Below are 15482 nucleotides of genomic sequence, written 5' to 3' on the forward strand. Positions count from 1 at the left end.
CGCTATGCGCTTCTTGAAATCGCATGAGTAACACCTCCTGCCCGAACATCGTCTTTCTCATAAAACGCCTCCATGGACGTTTTATATAACCGGACAGGTAATGTGCTCCTACACCGGACGGTTAATGTGCTCGCAACAGGGCGCGGGCCGGCTTTAATGGAAAAACCGGAGAAACAGGGAACCGTTGCGCCGGGCGCCGGACGATTCCCTTTGAGCCTGCTCACGCATCGTCTTCGGGCAGCTCTTCCTCTTCCAATTCGTCCAGGCCGATTTCCTCGATCTCTTCGGATTCCCCCGGCAGCGTCGTCGGTTCATCCGTATCCTCTTCCGGCACGGCCGCTTTTATTTTGCGTGCGGGGGAGGAGGATGAGTGCTTGACCGGCGCTTTGGTCTGGTCGGCGGCGCACTTCGGGCATATGGGCGGTTCTTTCAAAAGATCATAGAAGCGCGTGGCGCACTTGTAGCAGATACGGCGCGTTCCCCATTCCGGTTTAACCATCAGTTCCTCCTGATTATTCCCATTCGATTGTTGCGGGGGGCTTGGACGATATGTCGTACACCACCCGGTTGATACCCTTCACTTCATTAATGATGCGGCTCGATATGGCCGCCAGCAGTTTTTCCGGCAGGCGGGCCCAGTCGGCCGTCATGCCGTCGCGGCTGGTGACGGCGCGCACGGCCAGCACGTTCTCGTAGGTCCGTTCGTCCCCCATCACGCCGACCGATTTCACCGGCAGCAGCACGCCGAAGGATTGCCAAACCTCGCGGTAGAGTCCCGCGTTTTTGATCTCCTCCACGATGATATGATCCGCTTCGCGCAGCACCTTCAGCCGTTCGGGGGTCACGGCGCCGATGATGCGGATGGCCAGCCCCGGCCCGGGGAACGGCTGACGGTGGATAAACGATTCGTCCACGCCCAGTTCCTGGCCGAGCAGGCGGACTTCGTCCTTGAACAGTTCCCGCAACGGCTCCAATAGCTTCAGCTTCATCACTTTCGGCAGGCCGCCGACGTTGTGGTGGCTTTTGATCACCACCGACGGGCCGCGGAAGCTGACCGATTCGATAACGTCCGGGTAGAGCGTCCCCTGCGCCAGGTATTTCACCTTGCCGATCTTGCGGGCCTCTTTGCGGAAGACGTCGATGAACTTGTGGCCGATTACCTTGCGTTTTTTTTCGGGGTCGATCACTTTTTTCAGCGCCGCGAGGAAGAGTTTCGACGAATCGGCAAACTGCACCTTGATGTGCAGGTTGGCGCGGAAGCCTTGCAACACTTTTTTTGCCTCGTCCTTGCGCATCAGGCCGTTATCGATGAAGAGGCAGGTGAGTTGGTCGCCGATGGCGCGATGCACCAAGGCGGCGGCAACGGTGGAATCAACGCCGCCGGAAATGCCGAGGATCACCTTGTCCTTGCCCACCTTGGCGCGGATATCCTCCACCGCGCTTTCAAGGAACGAGCGCATGTTCCACGCGCCGGAGCAGCCGCAGATACCTTTTACGAAATTCACCAGCATCTTGGTTCCCATCGGCGTGTGGGCCACTTCAGGATGGAATTGCAGCGCGAAGATGGGGCGGGTGTCGTGTTTCATCGCCGCCACCGGGCTGTTGATGGTGTGCGCGATGCGGTGGAAATGTCTGGGCATCGCCTCAATGCGGTCGCCGTGACTCATCCAGACCTCTTCGTCACGCGAAAGCCCGGCGAAGATGCCGATGGTCTCGTCCACCATCAGTGTGGCGGGGCCGTATTCGCGTTTGTCCGATTTTGCCACCTTACCGCCCATCGCGCGGGTGATCGCCTGCAAGCCGTAACAGATGCCCAGCACCGGTACGCCCATATCCAGCACACCCGCCGGAATTTTGGGCGCCCCTTTCTGATGCACCGAGAAAGGAGAGCCGGAAAGGACGATTCCCTTGGGGCCGAATTTTTTGATGTCCGCCATTTTGACGGTGCAGGGGAGTATCTCGCAGTAGACGCCGTTTTCGCGCACACGGCGGGCGATGAGCTGCGTGTACTGCGACCCGAAGTCGAGCACCAGTATCTTTTCGTTGTGGCCGGCGTCAGGTTTCATCAGTCCACCCGGTAATTGGGCGCTTCCTTGGTGATGATCACGTCATGCACATGGCTTTCGCGCAGGCCGCTGCTGGTGATCTTGAGGAAGCGGGATTTTTCTTTGAGTTCCTTCAAGTCCGCCGCGCCCACATAGCCCATGCCGGCGCGCAGGCCGCCGATGAGCTGATGCACGATGAACGAGAGCGCCCCTTTGTACGGCACGCGGCCTTCGACCCCTTCGGGGACGAGCTTGGTCTCGGTGAATTCCATATCCTGGAAGTAGCGGTCGGCGCTCCCTTCCTGCATGGCGCCGATGCTGCCCATGCCGCGATATTCCTTGTAGGCGCGCCCCTGGAAGAGGATTTTCTCGCCGGGGCTTTCTTCCGTGCCGGCGAAGAGCGAGCCGATCATGATGGTATCGGCCCCCGCCGCGATGGCTTTCACCACGTCGCCGCTGTATTTGATGCCGCCATCCGAGATGACGGGGGTGTCGGTTTTTTTCGCTTCGCCAAATACTTCGGCCACGGCGGTGATCTGCGGCACGCCGACGCCCGATACCACGCGGGTGGTGCAGATGCTGCCCGGCCCGATGCCGACCTTCAGCGCGTCCGCCCCGACGGCAATGAGGTCGCGCGCGGCCTCGGCGGTGGCTATGTTGCCGGCGATCACCGGCAGCTTGGGGTACTGCTTCTTGATCGCCGCCACCGAGCGGAGCACCCCTTCGGAGTGGCCGTGCGCGGTATCGATGACGATCACGTCCACCCCCGCCTTCACCAACGCGGCGGCCCGCTCGTCGCGGTCCGGCCCCACGCCGACGGCGGCCCCCACGAGGAGATGGCCCGCTTCGTCCTTGGCGGAGTTCGGATAGGCGATGGATTTTTCAATGTCCTTGATGGTGATCAGCCCCTTGAGGTGTCCGGCGGCATCCACCACCAGCAGTTTTTCGATGCGGTGCCTGTGCAGCAGTTCCTTGGCCCTGTCCAGCGTGGTGCCGATGGGGGTGGTGACCAGCTTATCGTGCTTGGTCATCACTTCTTCTATAAGGGCGTTCATCCGTGTCTCGAAGCGGAGGTCACGGTTGGTTAAAATGCCGACCGCTTTGCCCCCTTCAATGATCGGGATGCCGCTGATGTTGTGCTTTTTTATGACCTCCAAGGCTTCCCTGATGGTTTGCTTGGGGGAAAGGGTGATCGGATCGACGATCATGCCGCTGGAGTAGCGCTTCACCCGCTCCACTTCCTCCGCCTGACGGGGGATTTTGAAGTTCTTGTGGATGATGCCGATGCCCCCTTCCTGCGCCAACGCGATGGCGAGGCGCGAACTGGTGACCGTGTCCATCGGCGCGGAGATGAGCGGCGTGTTGAGCAAGAGCGTTTTGGTGAGGCGGGTCGCAACCTTTACGTCTTTCGGCAGCACGGTGGACCTGCCGGGCAGCAGAAGCACGTCGTCGAATGTGAGGTACTCTTTTAAGGGATGGTCAAGCATATGATCCCAGTCCGCCAGCTAAAAGTTAAGACGTTAAAAATAAAGGAGTTATTTAAAAATACGCCTTTGTAATTTACACCCTTGTGCGATTAGTCGCCAATAGTAGCATTAGTGGGGAGGCGAGGCAAGGAATTTAAGGAAGTTATAATTTTTCAGCAGGGAAGGGGGGAAGAGCGTGGAAAAAGGATTAATCGCCCCCGCCATCACCACCGCCGGAGTCGCCACCGGAGTCGCCGGAGGAATCGCTCCACGAGCCGCCGCCTCCGCCGCCGGAAAATTCACCGCCGCCAAAGCGGGGGCCGCTTTCGCCGCCGTCTCCGGGTGAAGAGATGGAGGTAAAAGATGAGGCATCGCCGCTGACGTGCTCACCGCGGCGTCGAGGATTTCTCTTTTTGGGCGTCGCCGGGGGAAAGCCCAGTTTTTCAAGGAGGCGGCTAATCCAGCCCATATTGCGCGCGGTTAATGCACCTTCAGGACGGTGGAGGAGAGGGTGTGCGCGCCGCTGCCGGGCTGCGATTTTTCCCACAGCACTTCGTGTATCTGGTAGCGGACGCCGACTTTTCCTTTCAGTTCGGACCAGCCGACCTCGGTGTGCTTGATGTGCGGCGCGTCGCCCAGCATCGTCATCACCTTCGCGCTGCAGAACACGCGGTTTTTTTCGCGGAACGTTTCTTTGCTCCCTTCGGCGAATTCCACGAAGGCGTCCTGCATCAGTCCCTCGATCCGCTTTGCCACGTTCGCCGCGTCGCCGATGCGGTCGTTATCCAGTTCTTTCACTATCACCTGTCCGCAGTCGATGCCGATGCGGAGGTCGACGCGCTGGGACTGGTCTTCCAGCGCGGCGTTGTGCAGTTCCACCGCCTGCATGAGCGAGACCGCCAGGTTCATGGCGCTGGCGCAATCGTTGAACGTGAGCATATAGCCGTCGCCGGTACTTTTTTCAAACAGGCAGGCGTGCCGTTTTTTCAGTTCATTGAGCGGCTTGTCCACCGCCGCCTGCACTTTTTGGAAGTAGTGCAGCTCGCCGTAGCTGTCGATGAGATTGGTCGATTTGCAGATATCGATGAACAGAATGGCCTCGAATTTTTGTTCCTTGATGCCGTCGGCCAGCTTTTTATCCATCGCCTTGAATGCTTCTTCGTCCTTGATGGCCTCCATCCGGACGGTTGTTTCGGAGGGATCGGGCATCTTGATCTCGCCGGTCTCGGATTTTTTGAGCGCTTCAAGGTAGCGCAGCGCCTCATCGCGCATCCGCTGCGAGCCGCCGACGCTGTTTTCGCTCATCTGCACGAAGATGTCGAGGTCTTTGACCGCCTTGTCCCGCTCGCCGGCCAGTATTCGGGCGGTGCTCCGGCTGTAATAGGCGACCGTGAGAGTGCTGTCCAGCTTCAGCGCCTTGTTGTAGTCGTCGATGGCGTCTTTGTACCGTTTCAGCGCGAAGCGGCTGTTGCCCCGGTTGTAGTAGGCCATCGCGTTTTTGGGGAGCAGGCGTATCGCCTCGTCGTAATCCTGTATCGATTCTTCTTTCAGCCCCACGCGGGCGCGGGCGTTGCCGCGGTGGTAGTACGCCCACGGATACTTCGGCTCCATCGCCACCGCCTTGTCGAGGTCGGCCAGCGCTTCGCGCAGCTTCCCCATGCCGTAGAGCAGCGTGCCGCGCCGGAAATAGGCTTTGTGGTTTTTGGGATCCAGCTTTATCGCCTCGGAGAAATCGGCGGCGGCTTCCTCTTTTTTGCCCAGCGCCTCTTTCGCCTTGCCGCTGGCGTACCAGATGCCGGGGTGTTGCCGGTGGAGTTTCAGCGCCTGGGCGTAATCTTGCACCGCTTCCTCATATTGCTCCATTTTGAAGCGGGCGGAGCCGAGGTTGTAATAGGCCATCGCCATGTCGGGTTTCAGGCGTATCGCCTCGTTGAAATCGGCCACCGCGTCGGAAAAGCGGCCCAACTGCACTTTCATGAACCCGCGGTTGCCAAAGGCGCGCGCATGGGCGGGGTCGAGTTTTATCGCCTCGGAAAAATCCTTGATGGCGTCTTCCCTTTTCATCAGCGCCGCTTTGGCCGCGCCGCGCTGGAACCAGCATTCGGCGTTTTTCGGGTCGAGTTTGACCGCCTCTTCAAAGCAGGCGAGCGCTTCCCCCGCCTCTTTTTTATCAAGCCGGGAGATGCCTTCGTCCAGCTTTTGCTTGGCTTTTTTGGCCGTCCCTAAAAGATCAAACACTCCCATGATGCTTGACTATACACCCGCGCCGCGCGGGGGGGCAATAACGCGCGCGGGGGGGCGGGCGGATGCTATCTTTTCCCCGGCGGGATGGGGTAAAATATCGCGCGTATCGCAATAATAACCATCGATCCGGAAGGGGAGTTATGAGAGAACGGAAAATTCTGCTTTCTGAAAAAGACATTCCGCGCCGTTGGTACAACGCCATGGCCGATTTGCCCAATCCCCCGGCGCCGCCATTGCATCCGGGCACGAAGCAGCCGATAGGCCCGGACGACCTCGCGCCGCTGTTTCCGATGCCGCTCATCGAGCAGGAAGTCAGCGCACAGCGGTGGATAGACATCCCCGAAGAGGTGCTGGACGTTCTTTCCCTCTGGCGCCCCACGCCGCTTTACCGCGCCTACAACCTGGAAAAAGCGCTCGGCACCCCGGCGAAAATATTTTATAAATACGAGGGGACTTCCCCCTCCGGCAGCCACAAGACGAACACCTCCGTGGCGCAGGTGTACTACAACAAGATCACCGGCACCAAGCGGATCGCAACGGAAACAGGCGCCGGGCAGTGGGGGAGCGCGCTCAGCTTTGCTTGCAACCACTTCGGCCTGGACTGCACCATTTACATGGTGAAGGTTTCCTACGATCAGAAGCCCTATCGCCGCATAATGATGGAAACGTGGGGCGGAAAAGTGTTCCCGTCCCCCAGCCGCGAAACGAACGCCGGGCGCGCCGCTTTGGAGAAAGATCCGAATAACAGCGGATCGCTCGGTCTCGCGATTTCCGAGGCGGTGGAAGACGCCGCAACGCATGGCGATACGAAGTACTCGCTTGGTTCGGTGCTGAACCACGTGCTGCTGCACCAGACCGTCATCGGGCAGGAGACCAAAAAACAGCTTGAAATGGCGGGGGAGAAGGCCGACGTGCTGATCGGCTCCTGCGGCGGCGGCAGCAACCTGGGCGGACTTATTCTGCCATTTCTGCCGGACAAGCTGGGCGGGCAAAAGATACGGATGGTGGCGGTGGAACCGGCCGCGTGCCCCACGCTCACCCGCGGCACGTTCGCCTACGACTTTGGCGATACGGCGGGCCTTACCCCGCTGGTGCAGATGTACACCCTTGGGGCATCGTTCATGCCCGCCGGCATCCACGCCGGCGGCTTGCGCTATCACGGCGATTCGCCGCTCATATCGAGAATGGCGAAGGACAAACTGCTGGAAGCGGTCGCCTACCGCCAGATTGAAGTGTTCGACGCGGCGGCGCTCTTCGCCCGCGCCGAAGGGATCATTCCGGCCCCCGAATCGGCCCACGCGGTGAAAGGGGCCATCGACGAAGCCAAGCGCTGCACCGCCGAAAAGAAATCCGAAACAATCGTGTTCAACCTTTCCGGGCACGGTCACTTCGACTTGGCGGCCTACGAAGCCTACCTGGGCAAGAAATTGGTTGATTACGCGCTGCCGGACGACGTTTTGGCGAAATCCATTAACGCAATACCGAAGGTATGACGCACCACACACCGTTGCCCGATACCCGCGGCTACTACGGCGCCTTTGGGGGAAAGTTCGTCATCGAGACGCTTGTCCCCGCTTTGGAGCAACTTGAGGCCGAATACAAAAAGGCGCATAAAGACCCGCGCTTCAGGAAGGAGTTGCGGCATCTCTCCGAAACATTCGTGGGGCGCGAAACGCCGCTTTATTATGCCCACCGGCTAACCAAACATTTGGGCGGGGCGAAGATATACCTCAAACGCGAGGACCTCAACCACACCGGCGCGCACAAGATCAATAACACCATCGGGCAGGGGTTGCTCACCGTCCGCATGAAGAAAAAGCGGGTGATTGCCGAGACCGGCGCGGGGCAGCATGGCGTCGCCACCGCCACGGCCGCCGCGTTGCTGGGGCTTCAGTGCGACGTCTACATGGGGGTGGAGGACATTGAGCGGCAAAAGCTCAACGTCTACCGCATGAAGATGATGGGGGCGGCCGTCATTCCCGTCACGTCCGGCAGCCAAACGCTTAAGGACGCGCTCAACGAGGCGATGCGTGATTGGATCGCCACCGTGCGGGATACGCACTACATCATCGGCACCGTGGCGGGGCCGCATCCGTTTCCGATGATCGTGCGCGATTTTCAGGCGGTGATAGGGCAGGAGGCCCGCCGCCAGATACAGAAGGCCGAAAAGCGGCTGCCGGACGTGTTGGTTGCCTGCGTGGGCGGGGGCAGCAACGCGATGGGCCTTTTCCATCCGTTTTACGAAGACGGAAAAGTGAAGATGGTCGGCGTGGAAGCGGGCGGCACCGGTTCAAAGCTGGGGCAGCATGGCGCATCCATTTCGCGCGGGAGCGTCGGCGTGCTCCACGGTTTCAAGAGCTATCTGCTGCAGAACAAAAACGGCCAGATCGCCGAAACTCATTCCATATCGGCGGGGCTGGATTATCCCGGCGTCGGGCCGGAGCACAGCTTCTACGCCCAGAGCGGGCGCGCCGAGTATGTCACGATCAGCGATGCGGAGGCCATCGAAGGATTTGGCCTTCTGAGCCGGCTGGAGGGGATCATGCCGGCGCTTGAATCGGCCCACGCCATCGCGCAGGTGGCCAAGATGGCCCCGAAGATGAAGAAAAACCATATTATCGTGGTCTGTCTTTCCGGCCGCGGCGACAAGGATGTGGAGCGCATGGCGGCCCTTACGGTGAACAAATGAACAGGATTGAAAAAAAATTCGCGGAACTGAAAGCGGCCAAACGCAAGGCGCTTATCGTATTTGTTTCCGCCGGCGACCCGAATCTCGGCACGACAGAGCAACTGGTTCCGGCGCTTTTCGCGGCGGGGGCCGATATTGTGGAGATCGGCATTCCGTTTTCCGATCCGATGGCCGACGGCCCGGTGATACAGGCTTCCTATGTGCGGGCGCTGAAAAAGGGAACTGCGCTCGGCGGTATTTTGGCGATGACCAAACGCATCCGCCCCCTTTGCAACGGCGGTATCGTCTATATGTCCGCCTTCAACCTCATTTTCCATCATGGCGTCAAGGCGTTCGCGCGGCATGCCGCGCAGGCGGGAGTGGACGGCGTTATTATCCCGGACATCATTCCCGAAGAGGGGGATGAAATCGTGCGGGAGCTGGACAAGCACGGCATCGCCCCGATACTGCTTTCCGCCCCCACCAGCGGGCCGGAACGGATACGCAAGATAGCGGCGCATACGCGCGGCTTTCTGTATTACATTTCCGTTACCGGCATAACCGGCAAGCAGAAGCCATCGGTTGAAAGCGTGAAGAAGCAGGTGCTGATGATAAAGCGCCAGACCAAGCTGCCGGTTGCGGTCGGCTTCGGAATATCATCCCCGGCCGATGCCGCCGCGATGGCAAAGGTGGCGGATGGCGTTATTATCGGCAGCGCGGCGGTGAAGATTTTGTCGGAAAAGGGAACGCGTGAAGAGACGGTAAGGCGGGTCTGCGCGTTTGTCCGTTCGGTGCGCCGCGCGATGGACGCTTGACGGCGCGCGTTTCGGTTTTCCCCATAGCCAAAAAATAGGAGGAGCCGTTTTAAAGGCTCCCCCTGGGGTGGGGTTGAATGGCTTTACTTATTCAACCCTGGGAATCCAGCATCGTTCCCTTTAGCTTGTCGAGCCGTTTTACCATTTCAAGGATCGCGGCCGCCGGAAATTGGCGGACCACTTCACCCGATTGCGGGTCTTTGTACCGCACAATGATGCGGTTTGTATCCTTGTCGATGGCGAGGCTCATTTTATCGTTCGTCTGTTTTCGCAGTTCCTGGTTCACCTTGTCCGCCGCGGCGGTAATTTCCGGGTCGTTCACATTCACGGCCGGTTGTCCGGCCGTGGGCGCGGCCGGCGATGGCTGCGCTCCGGATGCCCGCACGGAGGCGTCGGTGGCGGGCCTTGGGGGGCCCGCCACAAGACTGGCGACCAAGCTGTCCAGTTTGTCTGAAACACCTTGAACCATTGCAGTCTCCTCCTATTCGTCCTTACGCCACTTTGCTTTACCCTTTTACCGGTTATCAGCCAAGCAGCTGCAGCACGGTTTGCGGCACCATGTTCGCCTGCGCCAGAATCGCGGTGGAAGCCTGCACCAGTATCTGGTTCCGGGTGAACTTCGAGATTTCCGTCGCGTAGTCCGCGTCGCGGATCTGCGATTCGGCGGCGGTCAGGTTTTCGGCCGACACCGAGAGGTTCGCGATGGTATGCACGAGGCGGTTCTGCACGGCGCCGAGGCGGCCGCGGCCGTCCGTCACCTTGCTGATGGCGCTGTCGATGGTTGCCAGCGAGTTCAAAGCGGATTGCGCGGTCAGCGTGTTGGTGTTTTGCACCGCCAGGCCGGTGGTGGTGATGGCGGTCAGGTCGACCGCGGTGTTCAGGCTGAGCCGGTCGTTGCTGGTGGCGCGGATACCGACCTGGATGGTCACCGAGCTGGTAGCGGCGGAGCTGAGCGATCCGTCCACCAGTTTTTGGCCGTTGAATTCCGTCACCGCCGCGATGCGGTCGATTTCAGACTTGAGAGCCTGGAATTCGCGGTTGATAGTTTGGCGTTCGGTGCTGCCGACGGTGCCGGTGGCGGCCTGCGAGGCCAGTTCGCGCATACGGACGAGAATGGACGACTGTTCGTTCAGCGCGCCTTCCGCCGTGTTGATGAGGCTGATGCCGTCGTTTGCGTTGCGGGTTGCCTGGTTCAACGAGCGGATCTGCGACCGCAGCCCTTCAGATATGGATAACCCGGCCGCGTCGTCCGCCGCCTTGTTTATCCGCATACCGGAAGAGAGTTTTTCCAGCGAAGAACCAAGGTTTGCGCTGTTCGTCGCCAGGTTTCTTTGGGCGTTCGTGGAAAATAAGTTGTTATAAATCCGTAAAGCCATGACATCCTCCTTGTTTAGTGTCCATTACCCCCTCCACCGCTATCCATAACGGCGGAGTCCCACAATTTAACTGCGTCTTTAACCCATTGCGTCCTGCAGCCATGTGCCCGCTATCGGGACTTGTTCAAGACCTCCTTTGATAAGTGCCTAATTTGCCTGATTACTCATCGGCTGAAGTGACTCGACCTTGACCGGTGAAAAAATATTCAGGGAAAAACTAAAGTTTTATTTTTTCCTGCCGATAGACAGGCGTAGAATAATAGTCGAGGTTAAATATGAAGCTGCCGGGTGTGAATGCTGGTTTAAGTGGTCTGCAGGCGAATGCGAACAAGGTGGCGGTTGCCGCCAATAACATCGCCAACATGAACACGGATGCGTTTCGCGCGCAAGAGACGGTAAATCAAAGCCTTCCTAGCAATCAAGGGGTGGTGACCGCCGCCATACGGCAGGTGACGCAGCCCGGCTCTCCTTTATATACCGGCAATCCGTTGGACGTGGCGATTCAAGGGGAAGGATTTTTCCAGGTTCGCACCCCTGATGGAAAGAATGCCTATACCCGGCAGGGGAACTTCCAGCCCGACAATCAGGGGCGGCTTGCGGTGAACGGAGCGGCGGTGCGGCCGGAAGTTAAAATTCCATCCGGCGCCACCAACCTGAACATCCAGCCGGACGGCAGCGTGATGGCCGATGTCAACGGCCAGCAGATGCTGGTGGGAAAACTGAATGTGGCGAAGTTCAATAATCCCGGCGGTTTGCAGTCCATCGGGAACGGGCTACTGGCGGAAACCGCCCAAAGCGGCGCTCCGGCCAGCGGTTCTCCCGGCGGCGGCGCGCTGGGGAGCCTTGTGCCGAATTCTTTGGAAAGCTCTAACGTCGATCTGGCGACCGAAATCGTGAACATGATGATGGCGAAGCAGGGCTACAGCGCGAACGCGAAGGTGGTTAAAAACGCCAACGACATGGCCGGCACCCTTCTTAACATCAAGACCTGAGGGGAATATTTGAGGGAAGGCCGGTCTTGCTCAATTGGCGGCCGGGGAAATTAACCTTTCAGCTTTTTTACCCGCTTTTGAATGGCGGCCCTTATTTTTTCATACGAGAGGGGAGGTCCCCACCCGACCTGTTTTTCATCGATAAAAATAGCGTCGGAAATCCCCCATTCGAGGAATGTATTATTATCGCTTGTGTCGATGGTGCGGAAGATAACCTCATCGCCGAACTCCCCGCTTGCCCTTCTTGCCCTTTCATGCGTAATGCCTTGGGCCGGACACCACCCATTGATAAAAGCGGTAACGGCCACTTTGCCGGGTATTGAAGAAGGAGTTTTCTTTTTCCGGATAAAACGCGGCGGTTTTGCCTCCGCCGTAAACGCTTTCCACAGAAGCAGGCTCAATCCCTGCCTGTCCGCTTTTCCATATCCATGCTTTTTAAACCACGAGGCCCTCATCCAGAAAGGAAGCCATATTCCCCACGCGGCCATCCCTTTCGCTCCGAGCGCCTTGGCGTCGGCCTCCGCCGCCTGAAGGAGGGCTTGGCCGATGCCTCGTTTTTGATGATTGCCGATTCCTTGGGGATACCCATGCACCCATATGCATAAAATGAAGTAAAGACCTTGTCCCGCGATGGTCGATTCTTCGGCGGGAAGGTATTGAATCATTCCCACGGCCCCTTTGCCTTCCTCGACGGCAAGCTTAACGCGAAGCCCCCTGTCTTTATATTTATTGAACCAGCATGACTTGTGATCGCCCGCCTCCTTTATTTCATCCGACCATTCTTCAAGGCAGGCGAAATAGGCGGAATGATACCGCGGAGAAATATCGACGATGTTCACGGGGCACACCTCTTCCCTTTCCTTCTGTTTTCAGTATAACCCATCTTCCGGGCAGTGAAGGTTTGCCATGAATGAAGTGTGCGATCAGGCGTTTTGCGCCAGCCGGTGGGCGAGGCGGAGCGGCTCCGGCTGGCGGTGTTTTACGCAGCAGGCGAGCACGGTCTTCAACGCGAAGTCGAGGCTGACATTGTGCCCCGCGGAAACGTAGAGCGGTTTGACGTTGTCGCGCGTCCGCAGGCACGCGCCGATGATTTCCCTTTTCTCATTAAACAGATAACTCAAATCCCCTTTATGCCGGCCCGGTTCACCGCAACTGCCATACAGGCGGCTCTTGGCGCAGCCGATGGCGGGGATTTCCAGCAGCAACCCTATATGCGAGGCGAGGCCGAAGCGGCGCGGATGCGCGATCCCCTGTCCGTCAAAAAGGATGATGTCCGGCCGATGTTTCAGTTTTTGGAACACCGCCAGCACCGCCGGTCCCTCGCGGAAACTCAGGAGTCCCGGCACATAGGGAAAGGAAGTTTTTACCAAGGCGGTTTTTTGTTCGACAAGCTCCAGCGCGGGATAGCTCAGCACACAGATGGCGGCCCGCATCATGCCGGTCTTTTCCGCCGGGTGTACATCGACCCCGGCAACAAAATTGATGGCCGGTTCCCCTTCGGTAACGACTTTTTTGGCCAAATCGGATTGCAGGGCAACCGCTTCTTTCGGCGTGAGGTTCCACGGGTGATGGAAAAACAGCACCTTTACGGCTTCGCTTCAACGGTCACTTCAGAGGTGGCGATTTCGCGCGTGCCGTTCAGGAAGCCGTACCACTTCGTTAGCATGTCGATCAGCGAGACCAGCGCCAACGAGCACATCACCGTCAGCAGCCCGATATTGAGGTGAAAGTTAAATGCCTGCGCTGGAGCGGCGGCGGCCTTGGCGTTAAAGATGCCGACGAGGTAATACGATGCCGTAAAGGTGGTGACGTACATGAAGACCATCGGCAGCGCGGTTATCCATGCGTACTTCGCTTTGCGCGACTTGATGATGATGGTGGTGCCGATGCCGAAGGCGATGGCGGCGAGGAGCTGATTCGCCACGCCGAACATCGGCCAGATGGTCGACACGTCCCCCGTCCAGATGGGATACGCCCACATCACCACCACGATGCCGCTGGTTGCGATGACGCCGGGCATCCAGTTCGTCCGCGCCAACGGTTTGATGAAATGGCCCCCCATTTCTTGCAGCAGGAAGCGGGCCACGCGGGTGCCGGCGTCGACGGTGGTGAGGATAAAGAGCGCCTCGAACATCAGCGCGAAGTTGTACCAGTACGGCATCAGTCCCTTCATGCCGGGAATGCCCGAAAGGATGGAAGCCATGCCGACCGCCAGTGATACCGCGCCGCCGGGACGGCCCTGCACGTCGGTTTCCACCATCGTTGAAAGCTCCTTGATATGCGCCACCGGAAAACCGAGCGCGGCGAGCTGCTCGACCGTCAGCTTGGTGTTGATGGCAAAATAGTCGCCGGGGATCAGGATGCAGGCGGCCACCAGCGCGATCATTGCCACAAACCCCTCGGCCAGCATCGCCCCAAAACCGATGGGGAGGATGTCCCGCTCGTTCATCAGCATTTTGGGGGAGGTGCCGGAGGAGATGAGCGAGTGGAAACCGCTGACCGCGCCGCAGGCGATGGTGATGAACATGAAGGGGTACACCGGCCCCGGAATGATCGGCCCGCCGCCATGCACGAATGGGGTGATGGCGGGCATTTCAAGGGACGGGGCGATGAAGATGACGCCGAGCGCCAGCAGTCCCACCGTGCCGATTTTCATGAAGGTGCTCAAATAATCGCGCGGGGCGAGCAGCATCCATACCGGCAGCGCCGCGGCGATGAAACCGTAAAGGGCGATGGCGATCACCAACTGGTTTTTGGTGAGGGTGAAAAGCGGGGCAAGCGCCGAGCCGGGGATAAAGTGGCCCGTGAAAACCGCGCCCAGCAGCAACAGTCCGCCCGCAAGGCTGACCCCTTCGACTTTGCCGGGGTTGATCGTGTGCATGTAGAAGCCCATGCCGAGCGCGATGGGGATGGTCATGAATATCGTGTAGGTGCTCCAGGGGCTGTGCGCCATCGCGTTCACCACCGCCAGACCCAGCCCCGCCAGCGCCACGATGATGATAAAAAATATGGCGACGGATGCGGCGAGTCCGCCGACCGGCCCGACTTCATCTTTGGCGATCTGCGCCAGCGACCGGCCGTTGCGCCGCACCGAGGCGGCCAATATCACCATGTCATGCACCGCGCCACCCATTACCGCGCCGATCAGTATCCAGAGGAAGCCCGGCAGGTAGCCGAACTGCGCCGCCAGCATCGGCCCGATCAGCGGCCCCGCCCCGGCGATGGCGGCGAAGTGGTGGCCGAAGAGCACCCAGCGGTTGGTCGGCTCGTAATCCATCCCGTCGTAAAGGCGGTAGGCGGGGGTGACATTCTTTTCGTTGAGGGCGAGCACTTTGGCGGCGATCCACGCGCCGTAGAGGCGGTAGGCGATGATGTATATTGAAGCCGTGGCGACGACTATCCAAAGGGCATTCACCTTTTCGGAGGGGTTTATCACGCCGGCGGCGACGGCGAAGGCAACCGCCGCCAGAAGCGACAGCGCGGGGAGCGTAACTTTTTTGAACATGCCCTACTATATAACCATTAGCGGGCCGCCGGTCAATGCATTGCCCACGGCGCCGCGAGGAATGGTAAAATAACCGGCATGAATACGTTGGGCGCGATGCGGTTGTTTCATTGAACAAACAGGCGATGGCATGAAAGGGGACGGCATTTTCAGAATCCTTCTTGTTGACGATGTCAAAGATAACCAGTTCCTCATAAAGGCATATCTTAAAAATTCCCCCTGCCAATTCGAAATTGCCCAGAACGGCCAGGAAGCGGTCGAAAAATATATGGCTGGCGCATTTGACCTCGTGCTCATGGATGTGCAAATGCCGGTGAAGGACGGATACACGGCGACCAACGAGATCAGGGCCTACGAAAAGGAAAATAATA

At 59.0% G+C, this 15482-nt stretch carries 15 protein-coding genes; 6 read left to right on the plus strand and 9 right to left on the minus strand.

The window, feature by feature from the left end; all coding sequences use genetic code 11:
* Positions 1–220 precede the first annotated feature (220 nt).
* The 3 genes from HZA03_05135 to guaB are packed head-to-tail and all read right to left on the minus strand — an operon-like array spanning position 221 to position 3532.
* Positions 221–499, minus strand: a complete 279-nt coding sequence (locus HZA03_05135) for a TIGR02300 family protein (GenBank protein MBI5637336.1) — start codon at positions 497–499, stop codon at positions 221–223.
* A 13-nt stretch (positions 500–512) separates the two neighbouring features.
* Entirely contained in the window at positions 513–2066 is a 1554-nt protein-coding gene (gene guaA / locus HZA03_05140) for a glutamine-hydrolyzing GMP synthase (GenBank protein ID MBI5637337.1), read from the minus strand.
* Positions 2066–3532, minus strand: a complete 1467-nt coding sequence (gene guaB, locus HZA03_05145; GenBank protein ID MBI5637338.1) for an IMP dehydrogenase — start codon at positions 3530–3532, stop codon at positions 2066–2068. The genes guaA and guaB overlap by 1 nt, the downstream gene beginning before the upstream one ends.
* A 175-nt stretch (positions 3533–3707) precedes the next feature.
* Here guaB and HZA03_05150 point away from each other — a divergent pair, with 175 nt between their 5' ends.
* Positions 3708–3857: a hypothetical protein gene (locus HZA03_05150; GenBank protein MBI5637339.1), complete on the plus strand. Its 150-nt coding sequence runs from the start codon at positions 3708–3710 to the stop codon at positions 3855–3857.
* Positions 3858–3991: 134 nt separating this feature from the next.
* Here HZA03_05150 and HZA03_05155 read toward each other — a convergent pair whose 3' ends face one another.
* A complete protein-coding gene (locus tag HZA03_05155) occupies positions 3992–5755 on the minus strand; it encodes a tetratricopeptide repeat protein (protein ID MBI5637340.1) in 1764 nt (587 codons plus the stop codon).
* A 140-nt stretch (positions 5756–5895) separates the two neighbouring features.
* On the opposite strand from HZA03_05155, the gene HZA03_05160 reads away from it, so the two are divergent.
* The 3 genes from HZA03_05160 to HZA03_05170 are packed head-to-tail and all read left to right on the plus strand — an operon-like array spanning position 5896 to position 9238.
* On the plus strand, positions 5896–7248 hold the full coding sequence (locus HZA03_05160) for a TrpB-like pyridoxal phosphate-dependent enzyme (GenBank protein MBI5637341.1): 1353 nt from the start codon (positions 5896–5898) through the stop codon (positions 7246–7248).
* Positions 7245–8444 carry a tryptophan synthase subunit beta gene (gene trpB / locus HZA03_05165; protein MBI5637342.1) on the plus strand — a complete coding sequence of 400 codons (1200 nt, stop codon included), beginning with the start codon at positions 7245–7247 and terminating at the stop codon, positions 8442–8444. The genes HZA03_05160 and trpB overlap by 4 nt, the downstream gene beginning before the upstream one ends.
* The gene (locus HZA03_05170; GenBank protein ID MBI5637343.1) at positions 8441–9238 is read left to right on the plus strand and encodes a tryptophan synthase subunit alpha; all 798 of its coding nucleotides are present in this window, start codon (positions 8441–8443) and stop codon (positions 9236–9238) included. The genes trpB and HZA03_05170 overlap by 4 nt, the downstream gene beginning before the upstream one ends.
* Before the next feature lie 91 nt (positions 9239–9329).
* On the opposite strand, the gene HZA03_05175 is transcribed toward HZA03_05170, so the two are convergent.
* Together HZA03_05175 and HZA03_05180 are read right to left on the minus strand one after the other, a co-directional pair.
* Positions 9330–9707: a flagellar protein FlaG gene (locus HZA03_05175; protein MBI5637344.1), complete on the minus strand. Its 378-nt coding sequence runs from the start codon at positions 9705–9707 to the stop codon at positions 9330–9332.
* Between the two features lie 55 nt (positions 9708–9762).
* Entirely contained in the window at positions 9763–10614 is an 852-nt protein-coding gene (locus HZA03_05180; protein ID MBI5637345.1) for a flagellin FliC, read from the minus strand.
* Between the two features lie 275 nt (positions 10615–10889).
* Between HZA03_05180 and HZA03_05185 the strand changes: the two genes are divergently transcribed.
* Positions 10890–11606, plus strand: coding sequence for a flagellar hook basal-body protein (locus tag HZA03_05185; protein ID MBI5637346.1), 717 nt, complete (start codon positions 10890–10892; stop codon positions 11604–11606).
* Between the two features lie 50 nt (positions 11607–11656).
* Here HZA03_05185 and HZA03_05190 read toward each other — a convergent pair whose 3' ends face one another.
* From HZA03_05190 to HZA03_05200, 3 genes are all read right to left on the minus strand, one after another.
* Positions 11657–12445, minus strand: a complete 789-nt coding sequence (locus HZA03_05190) for a GNAT family N-acetyltransferase (protein ID MBI5637347.1) — start codon at positions 12443–12445, stop codon at positions 11657–11659.
* Positions 12446–12529: 84 nt separating this feature from the next.
* A complete protein-coding gene (gene nfi, locus HZA03_05195) occupies positions 12530–13186 on the minus strand; it encodes a deoxyribonuclease V (protein ID MBI5637348.1) in 657 nt (218 codons plus the stop codon).
* 5 nt (positions 13187–13191) lie between these two features.
* A complete protein-coding gene (locus HZA03_05200; protein ID MBI5637349.1) occupies positions 13192–15111 on the minus strand; it encodes a carbon starvation protein A in 1920 nt (639 codons plus the stop codon).
* A 130-nt stretch (positions 15112–15241) separates the two neighbouring features.
* Between HZA03_05200 and HZA03_05205 the strand changes: the two genes are divergently transcribed.
* The coding region (locus tag HZA03_05205) for a response regulator (GenBank protein MBI5637350.1) at positions 15242–15482 on the plus strand (241 nt) is incomplete at its 3' end.

Source organism: Nitrospinota bacterium (assembly GCA_016217735.1).
In the GTDB taxonomy this organism is placed as follows: Bacteria; Nitrospinota_A; UBA7883; order JACRGQ01; family JACRGQ01; genus JACRGQ01.